The 21,441-nt window shown below is 73.8% G+C and carries 18 protein-coding genes; 9 read left to right on the top strand and 9 right to left on the bottom strand.

Annotation, left to right across the window (positions count from 1 at the left end):
• Positions 1-35: 35 nt before the first annotated feature.
• On the bottom strand, positions 36-656 hold the full coding sequence (locus tag ACZ514_RS21090; RefSeq protein ID WP_469125369.1) for a class I SAM-dependent methyltransferase: 621 nt from the start codon (positions 654-656) through the stop codon (positions 36-38).
• Between the two features lie 162 nt (positions 657-818).
• Here ACZ514_RS21090 and ACZ514_RS21085 point away from each other — a divergent pair, with 162 nt between their 5' ends.
• Genes ACZ514_RS21085 through ACZ514_RS21060 form a run of 6 tightly spaced genes read left to right on the top strand, consistent with a single transcriptional unit; the run spans position 819 to position 6,019 of the window.
• Complete coding sequence (locus tag ACZ514_RS21085; protein ID WP_468700250.1) at positions 819-1,691, top strand: MHYT domain-containing protein; 873 nt, start codon at positions 819-821, stop codon at positions 1,689-1,691.
• Between the two features lie 46 nt (positions 1,692-1,737).
• A complete protein-coding gene (locus tag ACZ514_RS21080) occupies positions 1,738-4,275 on the top strand; it encodes a sensor histidine kinase (protein ID WP_469125368.1) in 2,538 nt (845 codons plus the stop codon).
• A complete protein-coding gene (locus ACZ514_RS21075) occupies positions 4,272-4,715 on the top strand; it encodes a roadblock/LC7 domain-containing protein (protein WP_469125367.1) in 444 nt (147 codons plus the stop codon). Before ACZ514_RS21080 ends, ACZ514_RS21075 begins: the two co-directional genes overlap by 4 nt.
• A gap of 17 nt (positions 4,716-4,732) precedes the next feature.
• Positions 4,733-5,113 (top strand): DUF742 domain-containing protein, encoded by a 381-nt coding sequence (locus tag ACZ514_RS21070; protein ID WP_468165705.1) that lies wholly within the window; start codon positions 4,733-4,735, stop codon positions 5,111-5,113.
• The gene (locus ACZ514_RS21065) at positions 5,113-5,742 is read left to right on the top strand and encodes a GTP-binding protein (protein ID WP_468165707.1); all 630 of its coding nucleotides are present in this window, start codon (positions 5,113-5,115) and stop codon (positions 5,740-5,742) included. The genes ACZ514_RS21070 and ACZ514_RS21065 overlap by 1 nt, the downstream gene beginning before the upstream one ends.
• Before the next feature lie 43 nt (positions 5,743-5,785).
• Positions 5,786-6,019 (top strand): hypothetical protein, encoded by a 234-nt coding sequence (locus ACZ514_RS21060; RefSeq protein WP_469125366.1) that lies wholly within the window; start codon positions 5,786-5,788, stop codon positions 6,017-6,019.
• 11 nt (positions 6,020-6,030) lie between these two features.
• Here the strand turns inward: ACZ514_RS21060 and ACZ514_RS21055 are convergent, their stop codons facing one another.
• Complete coding sequence (locus ACZ514_RS21055; protein ID WP_469125365.1) at positions 6,031-7,413, bottom strand: S41 family peptidase; 1,383 nt, start codon at positions 7,411-7,413, stop codon at positions 6,031-6,033.
• Between the two features lie 522 nt (positions 7,414-7,935).
• On the opposite strand from ACZ514_RS21055, the gene ACZ514_RS21050 reads away from it, so the two are divergent.
• Entirely contained in the window at positions 7,936-8,334 is a 399-nt protein-coding gene (locus tag ACZ514_RS21050; RefSeq protein WP_468165713.1) for a roadblock/LC7 domain-containing protein, read from the top strand.
• A gap of 84 nt (positions 8,335-8,418) precedes the next feature.
• On the top strand, positions 8,419-9,261 hold the full coding sequence (locus ACZ514_RS21045; protein WP_469125364.1) for a DUF6397 family protein: 843 nt from the start codon (positions 8,419-8,421) through the stop codon (positions 9,259-9,261).
• Here the strand turns inward: ACZ514_RS21045 and ACZ514_RS21040 are convergent.
• From ACZ514_RS21040 to ACZ514_RS21030, 3 genes are all read right to left on the bottom strand, one after another.
• A complete protein-coding gene (locus ACZ514_RS21040) occupies positions 9,225-9,626 on the bottom strand; it encodes a YchJ family protein (protein ID WP_468165717.1) in 402 nt (133 codons plus the stop codon). The genes ACZ514_RS21045 and ACZ514_RS21040 overlap by 37 nt on opposite strands.
• Positions 9,627-9,709: 83 nt before the next feature.
• Entirely contained in the window at positions 9,710-10,612 is a 903-nt protein-coding gene (locus tag ACZ514_RS21035; protein ID WP_388936923.1) for an acyl-CoA thioesterase, read from the bottom strand.
• A gap of 67 nt (positions 10,613-10,679) precedes the next feature.
• Positions 10,680-13,202, bottom strand: a complete 2,523-nt coding sequence (locus ACZ514_RS21030; RefSeq protein ID WP_468165719.1) for a DEAD/DEAH box helicase — start codon at positions 13,200-13,202, stop codon at positions 10,680-10,682.
• Positions 13,203-13,347: 145 nt separating this feature from the next.
• Here ACZ514_RS21030 and ACZ514_RS21025 point away from each other — a divergent pair, with 145 nt between their 5' ends.
• Positions 13,348-14,139, top strand: coding sequence for a metal-dependent hydrolase (locus tag ACZ514_RS21025; RefSeq protein ID WP_468165721.1), 792 nt, complete (start codon positions 13,348-13,350; stop codon positions 14,137-14,139).
• Positions 14,140-14,167: 28 nt separating this feature from the next.
• Here ACZ514_RS21025 and ACZ514_RS21020 read toward each other — a convergent pair whose 3' ends face one another.
• The 4 genes from ACZ514_RS21020 to ACZ514_RS21005 all read right to left on the bottom strand — a co-directional run bounded on the left by ACZ514_RS21020 (position 14,168) and on the right by ACZ514_RS21005 (position 21,393).
• The gene (locus ACZ514_RS21020) at positions 14,168-15,949 is read right to left on the bottom strand and encodes an ABC transporter ATP-binding protein (protein WP_468700267.1); all 1,782 of its coding nucleotides are present in this window, start codon (positions 15,947-15,949) and stop codon (positions 14,168-14,170) included.
• Positions 15,946-17,781, bottom strand: a complete 1,836-nt coding sequence (locus ACZ514_RS21015; RefSeq protein WP_468166214.1) for an ABC transporter transmembrane domain-containing protein — start codon at positions 17,779-17,781, stop codon at positions 15,946-15,948. The genes ACZ514_RS21020 and ACZ514_RS21015 overlap by 4 nt, the downstream gene beginning before the upstream one ends.
• A 150-nt stretch (positions 17,782-17,931) precedes the next feature.
• Positions 17,932-20,868: an FAD-binding and (Fe-S)-binding domain-containing protein gene (locus ACZ514_RS21010; protein WP_469125363.1), complete on the bottom strand. Its 2,937-nt coding sequence runs from the start codon at positions 20,866-20,868 to the stop codon at positions 17,932-17,934.
• 54 nt (positions 20,869-20,922) lie between these two features.
• Positions 20,923-21,393 (bottom strand): MarR family winged helix-turn-helix transcriptional regulator, encoded by a 471-nt coding sequence (locus ACZ514_RS21005; RefSeq protein WP_388936908.1) that lies wholly within the window; start codon positions 21,391-21,393, stop codon positions 20,923-20,925.
• Between the last annotated feature and the right edge of the window lie 48 nt (positions 21,394-21,441).

Genomic DNA, 21,441 nt, shown 5'->3' with positions numbered 1-21,441 from the left:
GGCCGGCGTACGGAAGGTCCTTGCGGGCGTCGTGCCTACTGCGGGATGCGCTCGGCCAGGGCCAGGAAGCGGGCGTCCTCGTCGGCGTAGGAGGTCATCCGCCAGCCGGAACCGGACAGCAGCGGGCCCAGGTTGTGCTCGGCCCGCAGATCGTCCGGGGTCAGCGGGCGGCCGTGGCGCGCGGCGAGCGCGGCTCGCCCGATCGGGTGAAAGAGCGCGAGCCGGCCGCCCGGGCGGACGACGCGGGCGAGCTCGAGCAGGTTCGCGGCGGGATCGGGCAGGTGGGCGATTAGCCCGGAGGCGAAGACCGCGTCCAGTGCCCCGTCGCGCAGCGGCAGCCGGGTGACGTCGGCGCGCAGCAGCGCCCCCGCGCGGTCGCGCCCGGCCCGCCGCGCCTCGGTCAGCATCTCCTCGGTCAGGTCCACGCCGATGACGGTTCCCGACGGCCCGACGGCGGCCCGGAGCGGGACCAGTGCCCGGCCGGTCCCGCAGCCCGCGTCGAGCACCCGGTCCCCGGGCCCCGCGCCGAACTCCGCCACGGCGGTCGCGAAGGCGGGCCCGTCCTCCGGGAACTTGCTGTCCCAGGCGGCTGCGCGCGCCCCGAAGAACTCCTGCACGGCTGCGTGGTCTTCGTTCGTACGGCTGATACGGCTCATGCCCCCATGATCCCGCACCGGCCCAGCTTCCGGTGGGCCGTGCGCAAGGTGGCACGCGGTGTGATCGCAGACGAACGTCTCTCTGTCATATTCCAGCAGTTACAGCTGCTTTCGAAATGCTTCCCTTGTTCGCGCCCTCACCCGGACTAGCGTCCCGTGGCCATGGGACACCTGGACCACGCCGCCTATGGCTGGCTGACACCCGCACTGTCATATGTGATGGCGTCGATCGGCGCAGCCCTGGGCCTGCGCTGCACCGTCCGCGCACTCGCCGCGACCGGCACCTCCCGCCGCAACTGGCTCCTGACCGCCGCCTCCGCCATCGGCACCGGCATCTGGACGATGCACTTCATCGCCATGCTCGGCTTCCACGTCACCGGCACCGAGATCCACTACGACGTGCCGATGACCCTCCTCAGCCTGCTCGTCGCCATGGCCGTCGTCGGCGCCGGGGTGTTCGCCGTCGGCTACGGCAGGGACCGCCGTCGCTCCCTCGTCCTCGGGGGCCTCACCACGGGACTCGGGGTCGCGAGCATGCACTACCTCGGCATGGCCGCCCTGCGCCTGCACGGCCGGACCGAGTACGACCCGCTCACGGTCGGGCTTTCGGTCGTCATCGCCGTCATCGCCGCGACCGCCGCGCTCTGGGCCGCCCTCCACATCAGGTCCCCGCTGGCCGTCGCCGTCGCTTCCCTCGTCATGGGCGCCGCCGTCAGCAGCATGCACTACACGGGGATGACGGCCGTCACCGTCCACGTCACGCCCTCGGACGCGGGCCTCCCCGGCGCGAGCGCCATGCAGTTCATCTTCCCGCTCGCGGTCGGGCTCGGCTCCTACCTCTTCATCACCGCCGCTTTCGTGGCGCTCTCCCCGACGGCCGACGAGCGGACGGCGTCGGCACGGGCGTCCTCACCGGGGGCACCGGCTCCGGCTGCCGCGGCTCCCGGATCCGGTCCCGGCTCAGGCCCGGGGGCGCGTTCCGGGTCCGTGCCCGCCGGCCGGCGTCTGGGGGAGGGCACCGTCCCCTCCCTCTGACACCCCGCCACCCCCGTGGATCCGTACCGCCCCGGAACGAGGAGCCATGCGCACACCCCGCACAAGACCGGAGCCGGCGCCGCCGCGGCTCCCCGCGCCCGCCTCGCGCGGCCGCCGCGCACACGCCGGTCCCCCCGCGACGGAGCCGCCGGAGTCCGAGCCGCGGCGCCCCGCCCCGGCCGGAGGCGCCCGGGCCCGGGGCGGGCCGTGGATCCGGCTGCGGCCCGCCACCGTCCGGGCGAAGATCGTCTCGCTGCTGATGGTCCCGGTCGTCTCCCTGCTCGCCCTCTGGGGTTTCGCCACCGTCGGCACCGCCCAGGACATGGCCCGGCTCGGCCGCGTCCGCGAGACCGACGCCGCCATCCGCGCGCCCCTCGACGCCGCCCTCGCCGAGATCCAGGCCGAACGCCGCGCCGCCGTCCGCTTCCTGGCCGATCCCGCCTCCGGCGAGGAGGCCGCCCTCGGGCAGCAGGCCCGCCGCACCGACGAAGCCGTACACCGGCTGCGGCTCGGCGACCGCCACACCGTCGCCGACTCCGGCGGCCACCGCGCCGACACGGTCGTGCGGCTCGGCGCCTTCGTCGCCGCCGCGGAGGCGCTCGGCCATGCCCGGAAGGACATCACCGCCCGCCGTGCCACCCCGGAGGGCGCCTACGAGACCTACACCCGGGTCACCGACGCAGCCCTCGCCGCCGAGGGCGCCCTCTCCGGTGGCCCCGACTCCGCACTCGGCGCCGGCGCCCGGGTCCTGCTCGAGTTCGCCCGGGCCGGCGAGCTGCTGTCCCGGGAGGACGCGCTGCTGGCGCTGCCCGGCCCCCGTACCCCCGAAGCGCTGCGCCGCCTGGCCGGCGCCGTGGAGACCCGCCGCACCCTCTCCGCCGCCGCGGCGCGGGACCTGCCCGCGGAGCAGCGGTCCGTCTGGGACGCCGTCTCCCAGGGCGCGGCCTACGCCGAGCTCACCGCCGCCGAGGACAGGGCGCTGGCCGTCACCCCCGTCCCCGCCGGGACGGCGTCCGCGGCTTCACCGCCCCGTGAGACGCGGGGGGTCCCCGCCGGCTGGGACACCGCCCACGCCGCGGTGAGCGGGTCCATGCGGGAGGTCCGGCAGGCCGCGCACGCCCGGGCCGCCGAGCGCGCCGATCCGCTCACCGAAGGGGCTCTCGGCCCGGCCGGTGCCGCCGTCCTGCTGGGGCTGGTGGCGGTCGCCGCCTCGCTGGTGATCTCCGTCCGCATCGGCCGTGCCCTGGTGGTGGAGCTGGTGTCCCTGCGGAACACCGCCCTGGAGATCGCCCACCGGAAGCTCCCGCAGGCCATGGAACGGCTCCGGGCCGGACGTGTCGCCGACATCGACGTCGAGGAGGAGGCCCCGCCCGGGCCTCCCGCCGAGGACGAGATCACCCAGGTCGGTGAGGCCCTGTCCACCGTCCACCGGGCCGCCCTCAACGCCGCCGTCGAGCGCGCCGAACTCGCCGGCGGGGTGAGCGGCGTCTTCGTCAACCTCGCCCGCCGCAGCCAGGTCCTGGTCCACAAACAGCTCGACCTCCTCGACTCGATGGAACGCCGCGCCGACGACCCGGGCGAACTCGGCGACCTCTTCCGGCTCGACCACCTCACCACCCGGATGCGCCGCCACGCGGAAAGCCTGATCATCCTCTCGGGCGCCGCCCCGGGGCGGGCGTGGCGGATGCCGGTGCCGCTGACCGACGTCGTGCGCGCCGCCGTCTCCGAGATCGAGGACTACCCGCGTGTGGAGGTCCACCGGCTGGCGGAGGCCGCCGTCGCCGGCGCGTCCGTCGCCGACCTCACCCATCTGCTCGCCGAACTGATCGAGAACGCCGCCCAGTTCTCGCCACCGCACACCAGGGTCCGGGTCAGCGGGGAACCCGTCGGCGCCGGTTACGTCCTGGAGGTCGAGGACCGCGGACTCGGCATGGGCCGCGAGGCACTCGCGGAGGCCAACCGCCGGATCGAGCACTGCGAGGACCTCGACCTGTTCGACAGCGACCGCCTCGGCCTGTTCGTGGTCAGCCGGCTCTCGGCGCGCCACGGGATCCAGGTGCACCTGAGGCCTTCGCCCTACGGCGGCACCACCGCCGTCGTGCTGCTGCCCGACTCCCTGCTCCAGGAGGCGGTCGGTGCCCCGCCCGCCGCCGAACGGGAGCCCGTGCCCGGGGCCGCCTTCGGGCCCGGCGACGGGCCACGGCGGAACGCGGTCCCCGCCCCGGTCGCGCCGCTGCGGCCGCACGGGCCCGGCGGCGCGGCCATCCGTACCGCACCGGCACCGGCACCGGCACCCGTGCCGACGGCCGTGCCGGCCCCCGCACCGGCCGTCGTGCCGGAGCCGGCCCTCCCCGCCTCCCCGGTGACCGGACTGCCGCGCCGGGTACGCCAGGCCAGCCTGGTCCCGCAGCTGCGGGAGGCCCCGGCCGCCGACCGGGCCCCGACCGGTTCACGGGCCCCCGCGCAGCCCCCGGAGCGCAGCCCGGAGCAGGCGCGGGACCGGATGGCCGCCTACCGGGCGGGGTGGGCGCGCGGCTCCCAGGACGACTCCCCCCACGCAGGCAGCGAAGGAGAAGTGCGATGACCGAACACCGCAGGACCGCGCTCGGCGGGATCCGGGGATCCGGTGAACTGGACTGGCTGCTGGACGACCTCGTCCGGCGGGTCCGGGAAGTCCGGCACGCGGTGGTGCTGTCCAACGACGGGCTGGCGGTGGGCTCCTCCACGGCCCTGAGCCGGGAGGACGCGGAGCACCTGGCGGCGGTCGCGTCCGGCTTCCACAGCCTCTCCAAGGGCGCGGGCCGCCACTTTCACGCCGGGGGCGTGCGCCAGACGATGGTCGAGATGGACGACGGGTTCCTCTTCGTCGCCGCCGCCGGGGACGGTTCCTGTCTGGCCGTCCTCAGCGCCGCCAGTGCCGACATCGGCCTGATCGCGTACGAGATGGCCCGGCTGGTCAAGCGGGTCGGTGAACACCTGGACACGCCGGCCCGGTTCGCGGCCCGCCCCCCGGCCGCCGGGTGAGGGCGGCGGACGGGCACGTGGAAGGCCGGTGGTACGACGCCGAGGCGGGCCCGCTCGTCCGCCCGTACGCCATGACCGGAGGGCGTACGAAACCGGGCCCCCACGGAGTGCGCTTCGACCTGATCGCCCTGGTCGTGGTGGATCGGGAGGCGGCCGGCGCGCAGGACGGGAACCTGCTCGGACCGGAGCACCGGACGCTGCTCGGGCTCTGCCGATCGGATACCCAGTCGGTCGCGGAGCTCGCCGCCGAGGCGGACCTCCCGGTGGGTGTGGTGCGCGTGCTGCTGGGAGACCTGCTGGAGGCGGGACACGTGCGGGTCAGCCGGCCGGTGCCGCCGGCCCGACTGCCGGACGAGCGGATTCTGCGGGAAGTCGTCGAGGGATTGCGAGCGCTGTGATGGGACTGCACGACAACGGCACGACGGACGCCGGGAGTTCCGGCGCCGAGGAGGAACTCGCCGCGCTGGCCCTGAAGATCCTCGTGGCCGGCGGCTTCGGGGTCGGCAAGACCACGCTCGTGGGCGCGGTCAGCGAGATCAGGCCGCTGCGCACGGAGGAACTGCTGAGCGAGGCGGGCGAACTCGTCGACGACACGGGCGGAGTGGACCACAAGACCACCACCACCGTGGCCATGGACTTCGGCCGCATCACCATCAGGGCGGGCCTGTCGCTCTACCTGTTCGGGACGCCGGGCCAGGACCGCTTCTGGTTCCTGTGGGACGAGCTCGCGCAGGGCGCGCTGGGGGCGGTCGTCCTCGCCGACACCCGGAGGCTGGAGGACTGCTTCCCGGCGGTGGACTACTTCGAGCACCGGCGGATCCCCTTCGTGGTCGCCGTCAACTGCTTCAGCGGAGCACGCGGTTACGGCGCGGACGAGGTGTCGCGCGCGCTGGACCTGGAGCAGGGGACTCCGGTGGTGCTGTGCGACGCGCGGGACAGGGACTCGGGGAAGGAAGTGCTGATCAGGCTGGTGGAATACGCCGGCCGGGTCCACACGGCCCGGCTGCTCGACTCGGTGGGACCCTAGGCCTTCCCTTTCGGGTCGTGCCGGACGCCGGCACCCTGCCGCTGTGGAGACCTACTTCGATCCCTTGCCCCTGCTCGGTGACGCGCGCGTGTCGTTCCGTGGTGAGTGGGCGGACCGGCAGTGGCTGAACGTCCGCGGCCCGTTCTGCGGTGCCGAGACCGACAACTGCGGTACCGGCCGGGTCCACGCGCCGGAACTCGTGCTCTACGAAGCCGGGTACTTTTCGCGGGCGGCGGCGGCCGTGCCCTGTCCCGACGTACTACGCCGCGTACCGTGAAGGGAGACGTCCTATTCCCGCAGGACCTTCACGGCCCGGTCGAAGGCCGAGTCCTTGTTCCGGCCGAACTCCTCCGCGGTGAAGGCCGGTTCGGTGAGGTGCGGCGGGATGCCCGCGCCGTCGAAGGTCCTGCCCGACCGGCTCAGCAGCTCCTCGTTCGGCAGCCAGACCGACATGCCGTTGGGGAGCCGGCGCACCATGACGTCCGAGAAGACGCCCTGTGTGGGCTGCCCGATCCGCACGGTCCGCCCGGGCCGCTCCATCAGGGCCTGGATGAAGGTCTCGCCCGCGCTGACGGTCGAGCCGCCGGTCAGCACGGCGACCGGTCCGGTGTAGCGGGGGCCCTCGGCGGGCGTGACGTACAGGGGCTGGGGGTGCGTGTGCCGGGTGGGGTCCGCGGGATCGTTGCGGGCCCGCTTGGAGTAGGCGAGGTAGGGGGTGCCGGTCAGCCGCCCGGCGAGGCGGAGCCCCATGGCGTCGGAGCCGCCGCCGTTGATCCGCAGGTCGATGACCAGGCCCTTCAGGTGCCGGGTGCGCCGCTGGTCGAGGACCGTGTCCAGCACCTCCTCGAACTCGGCCAGCTCGTCGGCGTAGGAGGCCCCGCCGCCCGCGTAGCCGCCGAAGCCGGAGATCCGCAGGTATCCCTGCCCGCCGGGGAGGTCGGCGTAGGTGATCCGGCCGGCGGCGAAGTCCTGGAGGGTCCGGGCGTTCTTGAGGTCGCGCTCCACGACGAACTCTTTGACCTTGGCGTCGAGTTTCCCGTCGGGCCGCACGGTGCCCGGGCGGACCTGCGCGAAGACCCGGTCGGGGTCGCCGTCGCCGTCGCCGTCGGCGTCCACGACGGCGACGTGGGCGTCGTGGAGCGGCTCGACCATCTCGCGGAAGACGGCGAAGAGTTCGGCCGGGGTCGTCCCCGCGTGGACCGTGGGCCGGTAGCGGTCGCGCACGGCGTGCCAGTCGATGCCCTTGGCGGCGAAGAAGGGGTAGTTCTCCTCGAAGGACTGCCAGAAGACGTCGAAGGAGGCGAGCGGGCCCGCGGGGGCCGGACGCCCGCAGGCGTCGGGCAGTGCCGCCAGCCGGCGCAGGTGCCGTTCGCCGACGTCGCCGTCCAGCCGTACGGAAGCGCGGTCGCGGTCCCCGCGGGTACGCACGGTGAGGACGGTGCCTCCGGGCGTGGTGTAGGCGCCGGGGCCGGTCCGCTGAGCGGTGTCGGCCGCGATGCAGCTGACGGCGGTGATCTGGTACTCCCGGAGGGTTCCGTTGCCGATGGACAGCACGGTGCCGTAGCCGTCGGTGCGCCAGATCCCGTCGGTGGCCGGCTGGTGGGCGGTGGCGGCCGGCGCGGCCGCGGCGACGAGGGCCAGGGCGACGGCGGTGGCCGTGACGATGGGCACGATCTTGCCTTGTCCGTAGGTGATGTGCGGGTACCGCCCCACCGTCGCCGACGCGGGATCCACCGGGCCATCCGGCTGCCCCGCCGGTCGGGGGTGGGGCCCGCCCCCGCTACCCGCGGTACCCCCGGGAACGCACACCGGAGAACGCCGTCACACGGCGCCGTCCGGACGGGGCTGTGACGGCACGTCCTACGCCGCGCCCTACGGCACGCCCTACGCCGCGCCCTACGGCAGGGCCGGATTCCGCCCCTTGACGGTCTTCCGGCCGGTCGCGAAGAAGGGGGAACCGCCGTCGGGAACCGACCGGAAGGGAGCGGTGTGGGGGATTCCGTCCTCGGGCCCCGTGGACGGCGTTCCCGGGCGCGTGGAGTGCCCGCCGAACGCCCGGCAGTCCTCTTGAGTCATCTTCCGTGCCATGCGTCCATCCTCCTTGCCGGAAAGCCCCTGGTGGGGAAGGCTGGCGGGACGACCAAGCGGGGCGGGCGCGGCCACGTCGGCCGGGTCAACGGGGAGGGGCTGGAAATGGCACTGGACAAGCAGCTCGACTGGTTGCTGGACGATCTGACGCGCAGGGTCCAGCAGGTCCGGCACGCGGTGGTCCTGTCGAACGACGGGCTGGTGACGGCCGCGAGCGCGGGGCTCGCCCGGGAGGACGCGGAGCACCTGGCGGCCGTCGCGGCCGGTCTGCAGAGCCTGGCGAAGGGTTCGGGGCGGCATTTCCGGGCGGGTGAGGTGCGTCAGACGATGGTCGAGTACGACGAGGGGTTCCTCTTCGTCGTGGCGGCCGGTTCCGGTAGCTGCCTGTGCGCGCTGAGCGCCGCGGAGGCCGACATCGTGCAGGTGGCGTACGAGATGACGCTGCTGGTCATCCGGGTCGGTGAGCACCTGGGGGTCGCGGAGCGGCGGATCACCGGAGGCTGAGTTATCCACAGGCCTCGCGCGCCACCGTCACCCTTGGTTACGGTCTTCACACAGAGTGGTCGCCATGTGTGGGGGAGGACTGTGATGAAGGTGCAGACGCTGGAGCGCGCGTCGGTCGGACCGGACCGCGATCCGGGTTCGGACGTACGAGTGGACGCGCGGCCCGAACCGTCGCTCAGCGGAATCCGCGCGGCCGGAGAACTGGGGCTGAGCCGAGGCGAGTTCGCCCGGGCCGTCCAGCTGGGGCTGGTCCGCGCGGGACCCCGGGCGGCGAGCGGCGCCGCCCGCTTCACCCGGGCCGAACTGGACCGGGTCCGGGCGGCGGCGGGATTCCCGCAGGAACTCCGCGCCCAGGTGGAGACGTTGGCCGGGACCGACGCGGCGGCCAGGGTGATGGAGGTGGGCCCGAGCAGGTTCACCCGGCTCGCGCGCTGCGGGCACCTCATGCCCGTCGGCTACCGGATCAACCGCTACCGGGCCGTCGTCTGGCTCTACCTGGCGGCGGAGCTGAGGGCGTTCGCCGCCCGGGAGCCGGGCCTGCTCGGCGGGGCCGCGCCGCCGCGGGACAGGGAGCTGATGGCGGCCGGGGCGGACCTGCGGCCGCGCAGGTGGCGGGACCGGCACGTGGGGCTGCTGCTGAGACGGACCACCGACCTGTGGGAGCGGGCGGCCGTACTGGCCTCGGTGCTCCCGGACGACGAGGTCCGGGCCGCCGTGCCCGACCCGGCGGAGCGGATCGTGCTGGCCGCGCTGGCGCCGCCCCCGCCCTACGGCCACCCACGGGTTCCGGCGGCCGCGGCGGTGGCCCGGCGACTGCTGCTGGCCGAGCCACCGGAGGAGGCCCTGTGGTACCGCGAGGCCCTGGACCTCGCCCTGGCCCGAGCGCGCGGTCAGGTGAAATCGACGGGGGAGAGGGGGCCGACGTAGACCCAGGCTCCGCCTTCGCGGGAGAAGGAGCTGTGCTCGTGCAGCGAGCCGGTGTGGCCGCCCTCGCGGTAGTGGGCGCGGAACTCCACCGCCCCCTCCGTCTCGAACATCCCGCCGCGCTCGGTGGCCAGGATCTCCAGCCGCTCCCAGCGCTGGCCCGGGTCCAGGTCGAGCCGGTCCGGACGGGTCGAGGGGTGCCAGGAGCGCATCAGGTAGGCGGTGTCGCCGACCGCGAAGGCACTGAAGCGCGAACGCATCAGCAGCTCGGCGGTCGGCGCCTGCCGGGCGCCGGAGTGGAAGCGGCCGCAGCAGTCCGCGTAGGAGGCGGGCAGCCCGCAGGGGCAGGGGAGGGCCGGGGAGGGCATCGGTGCGATCAGCTCTTCGGTGAGGGGACGGGGGAAGGGGACGAGGAGCGGCGCCGCTCCGGGCGCCGTCGGGACCGCGGTCGCTACTGGGGCGAGACGGCCGGCCTGGCCTTCTCGGCCGGGTACGGGCGGAAGAGGCCCTCCTGGACCACGGAGACCAGCAGCCTGCCCCGTACGTCGTAGATGCGGCCGCGGGCCAGGCCACGACCGCCGTGCGCGATGGGCGACTCCTGGTCGTACAGGAACCACTCGTCCGCCCGGAACGGCCGGTGGAACCACATGGCGTGGTCCAGGGAGGCCATGTCGAAACCGCGCATGCCCCACAGCGGCTCGACGGGGATGCGCACGGCGTCGAGGAGGGTCATGTCACTGGCGTAGGTCAGGGCGCAGGTGTGCACGAGCGGGTCGTCGCCCAGGGGGCCGACCGCCCGCATCCACACCGCGCTGCGCGGGTCGGCGTCCTTGAGGTCCTCGGGGGTCCAGCGGAGCCGGTCCACGTACCGGATGTCGAAGGGCTGGCGGCGGGCCATCCGCTCCAGCGCCTCGGGCAGCGCGCCCAGGTGCTCGCGGATCTCGTCCACGACCTTCGGGAGCGTGTCCGGGTGAGGGAAGTCGAGGCGGGGAGGCAGCTGGTGCTCGATGCTGCCCTCCTCCGGGTGATGGAAGGAGGCGGTCAGGTTGAAGATGGTCTTGCCCTGCTGGACGGCGGTGACCCGGCGCGTGGTGAAGGAGCGCCCGTCACGCACCCGCTCCACCTGGTACACGATCGGAACCCCGGGGATGCCCGGGCGCAGGAAGTACGCGTGCAGCGAGTGGACCGGCCGGTCGCTCTCGGTGGTCCGGCCGGCGGCCACCAGAGCCTGGCCGGCGACCTGCCCGCCGAACACGCGCTGGAGGGACTCCTGGGGGCTGACCCCCCGGAAGATGTTGACCTCGATCTGCTCCAGGTCGAGCAGATCGACCAGTCTCTCGGCGGGGTTCGTCATCAGAGGTTCTCCACTGTCGGTTCCGGCGGGCCGGGCGGGGCCGCCCGCGGTGGCTTGCGGATTCCGGTCAGAGCGCGCCGAGCTCGCCGACCGAGGTGACCCGGATGACGGCCCGGCCCTCCTCGTCGGAAGCGGCGAGGTCGACCTCGGCGCTGATGCCCCAGCCATGGTCGCCGTTGGGGTCGGCGAAGGTCTGGCGGACGCGCCACAGGCCGTGCGCCGCGTCCTCCTCGATCTGGAGCAGCTTCGGGCCGCGCGCGTCGGGGCCGGTGCCCAGGTCGTCGTACTCGTCCCAGTACGCGTCCATGGCCTCGCCCCAGGCGTCGGCGTCCCAGCCGGATTCGGCGTCCAGCTCGCCCAGCTGAACGAGGTGGTCCAGGGCCGCCAGCTCGACGCGGCGGAACATCGCGTTGCGGACCAGCACGCGGAACGCGCGCGAGTTGGCCGTGACCGGCTTGACCTGATCGGCCTTCTCCTGCGCCTGCTCGGCCGTCTCCACCTCCGGGTTCGCCAGCTGCTCCCACTCGTCGAGGAGGCTGGAGTCGACCTGGCGGACCAGCTCGCCCAGCCAGGCGATGAGGTCCTCGAGGTCCTCGGACTTCAGGTCGTCCGGGATGGTGTGGTCCAGGGCCTTGTACGCGCTCGCCAGGTAGCGCAGCACGATGCCCTCGGTGCGGGCCAGCTCGTAGAAGGAGGTGAACTCCGTGAAGGTCATCGCCCGCTCGTACATGTCGCGGATGATCGACTTCGGGGAGACCGGGTGGTCGCGCACCCAGGGGTGGCTCTTGCTGTAGACGTCGTAGGCGTGGACCAGGAGCTCCTCGAGGGGCTTGGGGTAGGTCACCTCCTGGAGGCGCTCCATCCGCTCCTCGTACTCGATCCCGTCGGCCTTCATCGCTCCGACCGCGATGCCGCGCTCCTTGTTCTGCTGGGCCGCCAGGATCTGGCGCGGGTCGTCCAGCGTGGACTCGACGACGGAGACCATGTCGAGCGCGTAGGAGGGGGATTCCGGGTCGAGCAGCTCGAAGGCGGCCAGCGCGAAGGTGGACAGCGGCTGGTTCAGCGCGAAGTCCTGCTGGAGGTCGACGGTGAGCCGGATGGTGCGGCCCTCGGCGTCCGGGGTGTCGAGCTTCTCGACGACACCGCCGTCCAGCAGCGAGCGGTAGATGGCGATGGCCCGGCGGATGTGGCGCAGCTGGGCCTTGCGCGGCTCGTGGTTGTCCTCGAGGAGGTGGCGCATCGCCTTGAAGGCGTCACCGGGCCGGGCGATCACCGAGAGCAGCATGATGTTGGTGACCTTGAAGCGCGAGGTCAGCGGCTCCGGGTCGGCGGCGATCAGCTTCTCGAAGGTGGTGTCCGACCAGGCCACGAAGCCTTCGGGGGCCTTCTTGCGGACCACCTTGCGGCGCTTCTTCGGGTCGTCGCCGGCCTTCGCGAGGGCCTTCTCGTTCTCGATGACGTGTTCGGGTGCCTGCGCGACCACGAAACCGGCCGTGTCGAACCCGGCCCGCCCGGCGCGGCCGGCGATCTGGTGGAACTCCCGCGCGCGCAGCGTGCGCACCCGGTTGCCGTCGTACTTGGTGAGCGCGGTGAACAGCACGGTGCGGATCGGGACGTTGACGCCGACGCCCAGGGTGTCGGTACCGCAGATGACCTTCAGCAGGCCGGCCTGGGCCAGCTTCTCGACGAGGCGCCGGTACTTGGGCAGCATGCCCGCGTGGTGGACGCCGATGCCGTGGCGGACGTAGCGGGAGAGGTTCTGGCCGAACTTCGTGGTGAAGCGGAAGTTGCCGATCAGCTCCGCGATCCTGTCCTTCTCCTCGCGGGTGCACATGTTGATGCTCATCAGCGACTGCGCCCGCTCGACCGCCTGGGCCTGGGTGAAGTGCACGATGTAGACGGGTGCCTGCCGGGTCTCCAGCAGCTCGGTGATGGTGTCGGTGATCGGCGTGGTCACGTACTCGTAGGAGAGCGGTACGGGCCGGGTCGCGGAGCGGACCACCGAGGTCGGGCGGCCGGTGCGGCGGGTCAGGTCGTCCTCGAACCGCTTCACGTCGCCGAGGGTCGCCGACATCAGGACGAACTGCGCCTGCGGCAGTTCCAGCAGCGGGATCTGCCAGGCCCAGCCGCGGTCCGGCTCCGCGTAGAAGTGGAACTCGTCCATCACGACCTGGCCGATGTCGGCGTACTTGCCGTCGCGCAGCGCGATGGAGGCCAGCACCTCGGCGGTGCAGCAGATCACCGGGGCGTCGGCGTTCACGGACGCGTCACCGGTCAGCATGCCCACGTTCTCGGTGCCGAAGAGCTTGCACAGGTCGAAGAACTTCTCCGACACCAGCGCCTTGATGGGCGCGGTGTAGAAGGTGACCTTGTCCTGGGCCAGCGCGGTGAAGTGCGCTCCGGCCGCGACGAGGCTCTTGCCGGAGCCGGTCGGGGTCGACAGGATCACGTTCGCGCCGGAGACGACCTCGATCAGCGCCTCCTCCTGTGCCGGGTACAGGGTGATGCCCTGGTCCTCCGCCCACGAGGAGAAGGCCTCGAAGAGGGCGTCGGGGTCGGCGGTCGGCGGGAGCTGATCAATGAGGGTCACGCCCCCCATCTTGCCTGGCTTCCCCCCGGAAGAGGGAACCGGCGGACGGAACGAAGATCACCACGGGTACGCTGTGCCGTCGAGGCGGCCCGACCGAATCCCTCCACAGGGCCCCACCACGACAGGACCGGGGCGGGAAACGAGCATGATGGGTCCGGCGCACTCGCTGTCCGGGGCCGCGGCGTGGCTGGGGGTCGGCGCGGCGGTGGCCGCGGCGGGACACCCGATGCCCTGGCCCGTACTGGTCGTGGGCGCCCTCATCTGCGCCGGCGCGGCCCTCGCCCCCGACCTCGACCACAAGTCGGCGACGATCTCACGCGCCTTCGGACCGCTGTCCCGGGGCCTGTGCGAGGTGGTCGACAAGATCTCGTACGCCGTCTACAAGGCGACCCGCACCCCGCGCGACGCCCGCCGCAGCGGGGGCCACCGCACCCTGACCCACACCTGGCTCTGGGCCGTCCTCATAGGCGCCGGGTCCTCGGCGGTCGCGGTCGGCTTCGACCGCTGGGGCGTGCTGGGTCTGCTCTTCGTACACCTGGTGCTGGCCGTCGAAGGGCTGCTGTGGCGGGCGGCCCGGATGTCCAGCGACGTCCTCGTCTGGCTGCTCGGCGCGACCAGCGCCTGGATCCTGGCCGGAGTGCTCGACGAGCCGGGCAACGGCGCGGGCTGGCTGTTCACCGGCCCCGGCCAGGAGTACCTCTGGCTCGGCCTGCCGGTCGTGCTCGGCGCGCTGGTCCACGACATCGGCGACGCGCTGACCGTCTCCGGCTGCCCGGTCCTGTGGCCCCTGCCCATCGCCGGGAAGCGCTGGTACGCGGTGGGCCCGCCGAAGATGATGCGCTTCCGCGCGGGCAGCTGGGTCGAGCTCAAGGTGCTCATGCCGGTCTTCATGCTCCTCGGCGGCATGGGCGGCGCCGCCGCCCTCGGCTTCATCTGAGACCCGGAGACCCGCCCGGCGCGGCGGCTCAGCCGTGCCAGGACCGCCACAGGGCCGCGTACGCCCCGTCGGCGGCCACCAGCTCGTCGTGCGAGCCGAGTTCACTGATCCGCCCGCCCTCGACCACCGCGATGACGTCCGCGTCGTGCGCGGTGTGCAGGCGGTGCGCGATCGCGATCACCGTACGGCCGTCCAGCACCCGCGCCAGCGAACGCTCCAGGTGCCGGGCCGCACGCGGATCCAGCAGCGAGGTCGCCTCGTCCAGCACCAGGGTGTGCGGATCCGCCAGCACCAGCCGGGCCAGCGCCACCTGCTGGGCCTGCGCCGGCGTCAGCGCGCTCCCGCCGGAACCGACCTCGGTGTCCAGCCCCGACTCCAGGTCCCGCGCCCAGCCGTCGGCGTCCACCGCGCCCAGCGCCGCCCACAGCTCGGCGTCCACGGCACCCGCCCGGGCCAGGCGCAGGTTGTCCCGCAGGGTGCCGACGAACACGTGGTGCTCCTGGTTGACCAGCGCCACGTGCTCGCGCACCCGCTCCGCCGGCATGCGCGACAGCCGGGCCCCGCCGAGCGTGACCTCACCCGCCCGGGGCGCGTAGATGCCCGCCAGCAGCCGGCCCAGCGTGGACTTGCCCGCACCCGACGGCCCCACCAACGCCATCCGGGTGCCCGGCGGCACGGACATCGACACCCGGTGCAGGACGTCCACGCCCTCCCGGTACCCGAAGCGGACCTCCTCGGCCCGCACGTCCCGGCCCTGAGGGACGACCGACCGGTCACCCGCGTCCGGCTCGATCTCCCGCACGCCCACCAGCCGCGCCAGCGACACCTGGGCGATCTGCAGCTCGTCGTACCAGCGCAGGATCAGCCCGATCGGGTCGACCATCATCTGTGCCAGCAGCGCCCCGGTGGTCAGCTGGCCCACCGACATCCAGCCCCGCATCACGCAGTAGCCGCCGATCACCAGCACCGCGCCGAGGATCGTCACATAGGTGACGTTCACGACGGGGAACAGGACCGTCCGCAGGAAGAGGGTGTACCGCTCCCAGGCCGTCCACTCCTTGATCCGCCGCTCCGACAGCTCGATCCGGCGCCCGCCGAGACGGTGCGCCTCGACGGTGCGTCCCGCGTCCACCGTCTCCGTCAGCGCCGCCGCGACCGCCGCGTACCCGGCCGCCTCCGACCGGTACGCCGAAGGGGCCCGCCGGAAGTACCAGCGGCACCCGATGACCAGCACCGGGAGCGCCACCAGCGCGGCCAGCGCCAGTGGCGGCGCCGTGACCGCGAGGGCGCCGTAGAGCAGTCCGGCCCACACCACGCCGATCGCCAGCTGCGGCACGGCCTCGCGCATCGCGTTGGCCAGGCGGTCGATGTCGGTGGTGATCCGCGACAGCAGGTCGCCGGTGCCGGCCCGCTCCAGGACGCCCGGTGGCAGCCCGACCGAACGCACCAGGAAGTCCTCGCGCAGATCGGCCAGCATCTCCTCGCCGAGCATCGCTCCACGCAGCCGCACCAGCCGCACGAAGCAGGTCTGCGCGGCCAACGCCACCGCGAACAGCAGCGCCACACGCCCCAGATGCAGCTCCCGCGTCCCCGCGGAGAGCCCGTCGACGACCCTGCCCAGCAGATAGGGGCCGGCCATCGAGGCGGTCACCGCGGCCGCGTTGACCGCGACCAGCACCGTGAAGGCCCGCCGGTGCCGCCGCAGCAGCCCGCGCACGTAGTCCCGTACGGTCGCCGACGTGCCCACGGGCAGGGTCGCGGCCGCCTCGGGGGCCGCCGGATCGTAGTGCGGCGGAGCCACGCCGATCATGCCGATTCCTCGATCCCTGTGAGTTCCTGCTCCTTGGCGGGCCGGGCCGCGCCGGGCCCCGCCGACCGCTCTTCCTCTTCCGTCTCCCGGGTGACGACCGCCCGGTAGCGCGGTTCGTCCCTCAGCAGCTCCCGGTGGCCGCCCGCCGCCACCGCCCGGCCCTCGTGGACCAGGACGACCCGGTCCGCCCGGTCCAGCAGCAGCGGTGACGAGGCCAGCACCACCGTCGTGCGCCCCGCGCGCAGTTCCGCGATCCCGTCGGCGATCCGCGCCTCGGTGTGCGAGTCCACCGCCGAGGTCGGCTCGTCCAGTACCAGTACCTCCGGGTCGGTGACCAGGGACCTGGCCAGCGCCAGCCGCTGGCGTTGCCCGCCCGACAGGGACCGGCCGCGCTCGGTGATCCGCGCGTCCATGGGGTCCTCCACGCCGTCGGGAGCCGACTGGAGCAGCGCGTCCAGGACGTCACCGCACTGCGCCGCGGCCAGCGCGGCCGCCGCCGTCACCGACCCGGAGGACGGTACGTCGAGCAGCTCGCGCAGCGTCCCGGACAGCAGCACCGGGTCCTTGTCCTGTACGAGGACCAGCTCGCGCGCGGTGTCCAGCGCGAGCTCGTCCAGCGCGACCCCGCCCAGCAGCACCGGGGGCGTCCCGCCGTCGCCGTCCACGGGGTGCCCGCCGAGGCGCTCCGCGAGCCGCCCCGCCAGGTCGGGGTCCCCGCACACGACCGCCGTGCACAGCCCGGCCGGGGCCAGCAGCCCCGTCCCCGGGTCGTACAGGTCCCCGCCCGGCGCCGGTGCGGCCGCCCGGCCGGTGACCGGGCCGTCCGCCCCGTCCTGCGAGCGCGTCAGCGACAGCACCCGGGCCGCCCGCTCGGCGGAGGGCCGCGAGAAGGAGTACGCCATCGCGATCTCCTGGAAGTGCTGGAGCGGGTAGAGCATGGTGGCCACCGCGCTGAAGGCGGCGACGAGTTCACCGACCGCGAGCCGGCCGTCCAGGACGAGCAGCGCGCCGTACCAGACCACGGTGATCAGCAGGGCCCCCGGCAGCAGCACCTGGATCGCGGAGATCAGGGCCCACATCCGGGCGCTGCGCACGGCGGCCTCGCGGACCTCCTGCGAGGCCTCGCGGTAACGGCCGAGGAAGAGCTCCTCACCGCCGATCCCGCGCAGCACCCGCAGGCCCGCCACCGTGTCGGATGCCAGCTCGGTGGCCTTGCCGGCCTTCTCGCGCTGGAGGTCCGCGCGCCGGGTCGCACGCGGCAGCAGCGGCAGCACCGACAGGGCCAGCACCGGCACGCCCGCGGCGACGACCACGCCGATCGCGGGTGCGTAGAGGACCAGGCCCGCGCAGAGGGCGACGACGGCGAAGGCGGCGGCGAGGAACCGGGAGACGGCCTCGACGAACCATCCGATCTTCTCCACGTCACCCGTGGACACTGCCGTCACTTCTCCGGCCGCGACCCGGCGGGTCAGCGCGGAGCCCAGTTCGGCGGTCTTGCGGGCGAGGAGCTGCTGCACCCGCGCGGCCGCGGTGATCCAGTTGGTGACGGCGGTGCGGTGGAGCATGGCGTCGCCGACGGAGACGGCCACGCCGAGGACCAGGAGCAGCCCGCCCGCCAGCAGCAGCCCCCCGCCGTCGCGGTCCACGACGGCCTCGACGCCCAGACCAACCGTGTACGGGAGCCCGGCGATGCCGCAGAAGTGCACGAGGCCCCAGGCCAGGCTGCGGGCCTGGCCGCCGAGTTGGCCCCTCCCCAGCCACCAGAGGAAACGGGGGCCGGAACGGGCGTCGGGTACCCCGGGATCCGGATAGGGAAGATCGCTGATCTGCATGACGCCCCACGAACTGGTCGGTGACTGCAACCCGCGCAAGGTTCGTCCTCCCGACCGGTCCCGGGCAATCGATTTTCCGGCCCGGGGGCGTGCGTACAGCGCCTGATCCGGCGCGCGCGACGGGTTTCGCCACCGCGTGCGCCGGAGCGTTCAGGGGCGCGTGGCGCGCTCCAGCTCGATCAGTGCCGAGTGGTACGGGCGTCCGGTGGCCTGGTCCATGCCCACCTCGCACATCCGGTTCGCCGACAGGTGCGCGTCGAACTGCCGTGCCGTCACCTCCGCGGCCTCCCGCGCCGTCGCCGAGGCCGGCAGTTCTGGGTGCAGCATCCCCCGGTCGCCGGCGAAGGCGCAGCAGCCCGCGTCGTCCGGGACCACCACCTCCCGGGCGCAGGCCGCGGCCACCGCGCGCAACTGCGCCTCGTCGCCCAGGTGGCGCATCGAGCACGTCGGGTGCAGGACCGCCGAGCCGACGGTGCGCCGGATCTCCAGGTGCGGCAGCAGCTCCTCCGCCGCCCACACGACGGAGTCGACGATCCGCAGCTCCGCGTGCAGGGCGAGGTTGTCCGCGGTCAGGAAGGGGACCACCTCGTGCGCGAGGCCCAGGGTGCAGGAGGAGGCGTCCACCACCAGGGGCAGCCGGCCCCCGGCCGTCCAGCCCCAGGCGGCCTCGACGACGCGGTTGGCCATCAGCCGGTTGCCGGCCTCGTAGCCCTTGGAGTGCCAGATCGTGGCGCAGCAGGTCCCGGCCACGTCGCCGGGGATCCACACCGGCTTCCCGGCCCGCTCCGACACGGCCACGACCGCCTCCGGCAACGAGGGGCCGGGGTGGTTCTTGGGACCGCCGAAGATCCGGTTGACGCAGGCCGGGTAGTACACGGCCGCGGCCCCCGCCCGCCGGGTCACGGGCAGCCGCCGGGCGGCCGCCCCGGGGATCCGCGGCAGCCACTCCGGCACCAGGTCGGGGCGTACGGCCCTGCGCGCGGCGGCCGTGACGGCGCCCAGCGCCCGGTCCCCGAACACGCGGGTGATCCGGTCGGAGGCGGCCACGGCCAGCCGGGCACCGGCTTCGACGGCACGGAAGCGCCGGGCGGCCAGCTCGGCGGCCCGCTCCTCGCGCGGGCCGTGCCTGCGGTGGCGGAAGTCCCTCATCAGCGCACCGGTGTCGATCCCGACCGGGCAGGCGAGCTTGCAGGTGGAGTCGCCCGCGCAGGTGTCGACGGCGTCGTAGCCGTAGGCGTCGAGCAGTCCCGCCAGCACGGGCGAGCCCGGCTGCTGGCGCATCATCTCCCGCCGCAGCACGATCCGCTGGCGCGGAGTGGTCGTCAGGTCCCCGCTGGGGCAGGTCGGTTCGCAGAAACCGCACTCGATGCAGGGATCGGCCACTTCCTCCACCCTCGGGATCGTCTTCAGACCCCGCAGGTGGGCCAGCGGGTCACGGTCCAGGACGACGCCCGGGGCGAGGACCGCGTCCGGGTCGACGAGCCGCTTGGTGCGCCACATCAGGTCGGCGGCCCGGGGTCCCCACTCCAGTTCCAGGAAGGGGGCCATGTTGCGGCCGGTGGAGTGCTCGGCCTTCAGGGAGCCGTCGAACCGCTCCACCGTGAGGTGGCAGAAGGCGTCCATGAAGGCCGCGTACCGCTCGACGTCGGCGGGCTCGGCGGCGTCGAAGGCGAGCAGGAAGTGCAGGTTCCCGTGGGCCGCGTGACCGGCGACGGCCGCGTCGAAGCCGTGCTCGGCCTGGAGCGCGAGGAGGGCCTCGCAGGCCTCCGCCAGCCGGGACGGCGGAACGGCGAAGTCCTCGGTGATCAGGGTGGTGCCGGGCGGACGGGCCCCGCCGACGGCGGTGACGAAGGCCTTGCGGGCCTTCCAGTAGCCCGCGATGACGGCCGGGTCGCCGGTGAAGGCGTTGCTCACGGAGGCCACCGGCGCGACCAGCTCCAGCGAGGGCAGGATCGCGGCCGCGCGGCGTTCGCAGGCGGCGCGGCCCGCCGCGTCGGGGGCCCGGAACTCCACCAGCAGCGCGGCGGTGTCCCTGGGCAGCTGCGCCCAGTCGGCGGGTACGCCCGCGACGCTGACCGAGGCCCGCAGGGTGTTCCCGTCCATCAGCTCGACGGCGAGGGCGCCCGCCTCGTTGAAGAGCGGTACGGCGGCGGCCGCGGCCGGCAGGGACGGGAAGAAGAGCAGGGCCGTGGTCAGCTCGCGGTCCAGGGGGAGCGTGTCGAAGACGACCTCCGCGATGAAGCCGAGGGTGCCCTCCGAGCCGACCATCAGACCGCGCAGGATCTCGACGGGGGTGGTGCCGTCCAGGTAGGCGTCGAGGCGGTAGCCGGTGGTGTTCTTGATCGCGTACTTGGCGCGGATCCGGTCGACCAGGGCCGGATCGGCCTCGATCTCCCGCTTCAGCTCCATCAGCCCGTGGCACAGGGCCGGTTCCGCCCGGGCCAGCTCCTCGTCGGCGAGCGGGTCGGCGGTGTCCACGACGGTGCCGGTCGGCAGGACCAGGGTGAGGGAGGACAGGGTGCGGTACGCGTTCCTCGCGGTCCCGGCCGTCATGCCGGAGGAGTTGTTGGCGACGACCCCGCCCAGGGTGCATGCCACGGCGCTGGCCGGGTCGGGGCCCAGGATCCGGCCGTACCGGGCCAGGGCGGCGTTGGCCCGGAACACGGTGGTGCCGGGCCGGATCCGGGCGCGCCTGCCCTCCTCCAGGACCTCGACGCCGGCCCAGTGGCGGCGTACGTCGACCAGGATGTCCTCGCCCTGCGCCTGGCCGTTCAGCGAAGTCCCGGCGGCGCGGAAGACGACCTCGCGCTGTCTGCCGTGGGCGTACGAGAGGACCGCGGAGATGTCGTCGATGTCCTCGGCGACCACCACGACCTGCGGCACGAACCGGTACGGGGAGGCGTCGCCGGCGTAGCGGACGAGGTCGGAGACCTTCCACAGCACCTTCTCGGCGCCGAGCAGCTCGCTGAGTTCCTCGCGCAGGGCCGGCGGGGTCCCGCCGGCCAGCCGGTCGGGGACCCGGTCGGGGGCGGGGGAGCGGGATCCGCGCGGGCGCAGGGCTCCCGGCTTCGGTTCGAGCAGCGGCATGGGCAGGCCCCTCGTGTGTGTCGCGGTCCGCGCGCCGGCGCCCGGCCGCCCGTCTCAGCAGCGGCGCTCCGCGGGAGCGTCCGCCAGCGCGTTCAGCAGACCGCCGAGCACCTCGCGCTGTTCGGCGGTCAACGGGGACAGGATCTCCTCCGCGGCGTCGGTCCGCGCGTTGCGCAGACGGCGCAGCGTGGCGCGGCCGGTTTCGGTGAGCTCGATCCGGATCACGCGCCGGTTGGCGGGGTCGGGCACGCGGCGTACGCAGTCGGCGGCCTCCAGCCCGTCCACGAGCGTGGTCACGGCGCGCGGCACGACTTCCAGGCGGGTCGCGAGATCGGCCATCCGGGGCGGCTGGTCCCCGCCGTAGTGGGAGACGAGGCGTAGCAGCCGGCCCTGGGCGGGGGTGATCCCGAGCGGCTCCATGTGGCGCTTCTGGATGCGGTGGAGCCGTCGCGTGAGACGCAGCAGCTGCTCGGCGAGGACGCCGTCGGTGGAATCGCGGGTGTCGCTCTCGGAACCGGTGCTCATACTGGGAACAGTATCAGGACCGGATTCATTGTGAGCATAGGTAACAAT

The sequence above is a fragment of the Streptomyces sp. NPDC034086 genome (assembly GCF_055575515.1).
The sequence above is the reverse complement of the archived record's forward strand: the minus strand, read 5'-3'. Positions and strand labels throughout refer to the sequence as shown.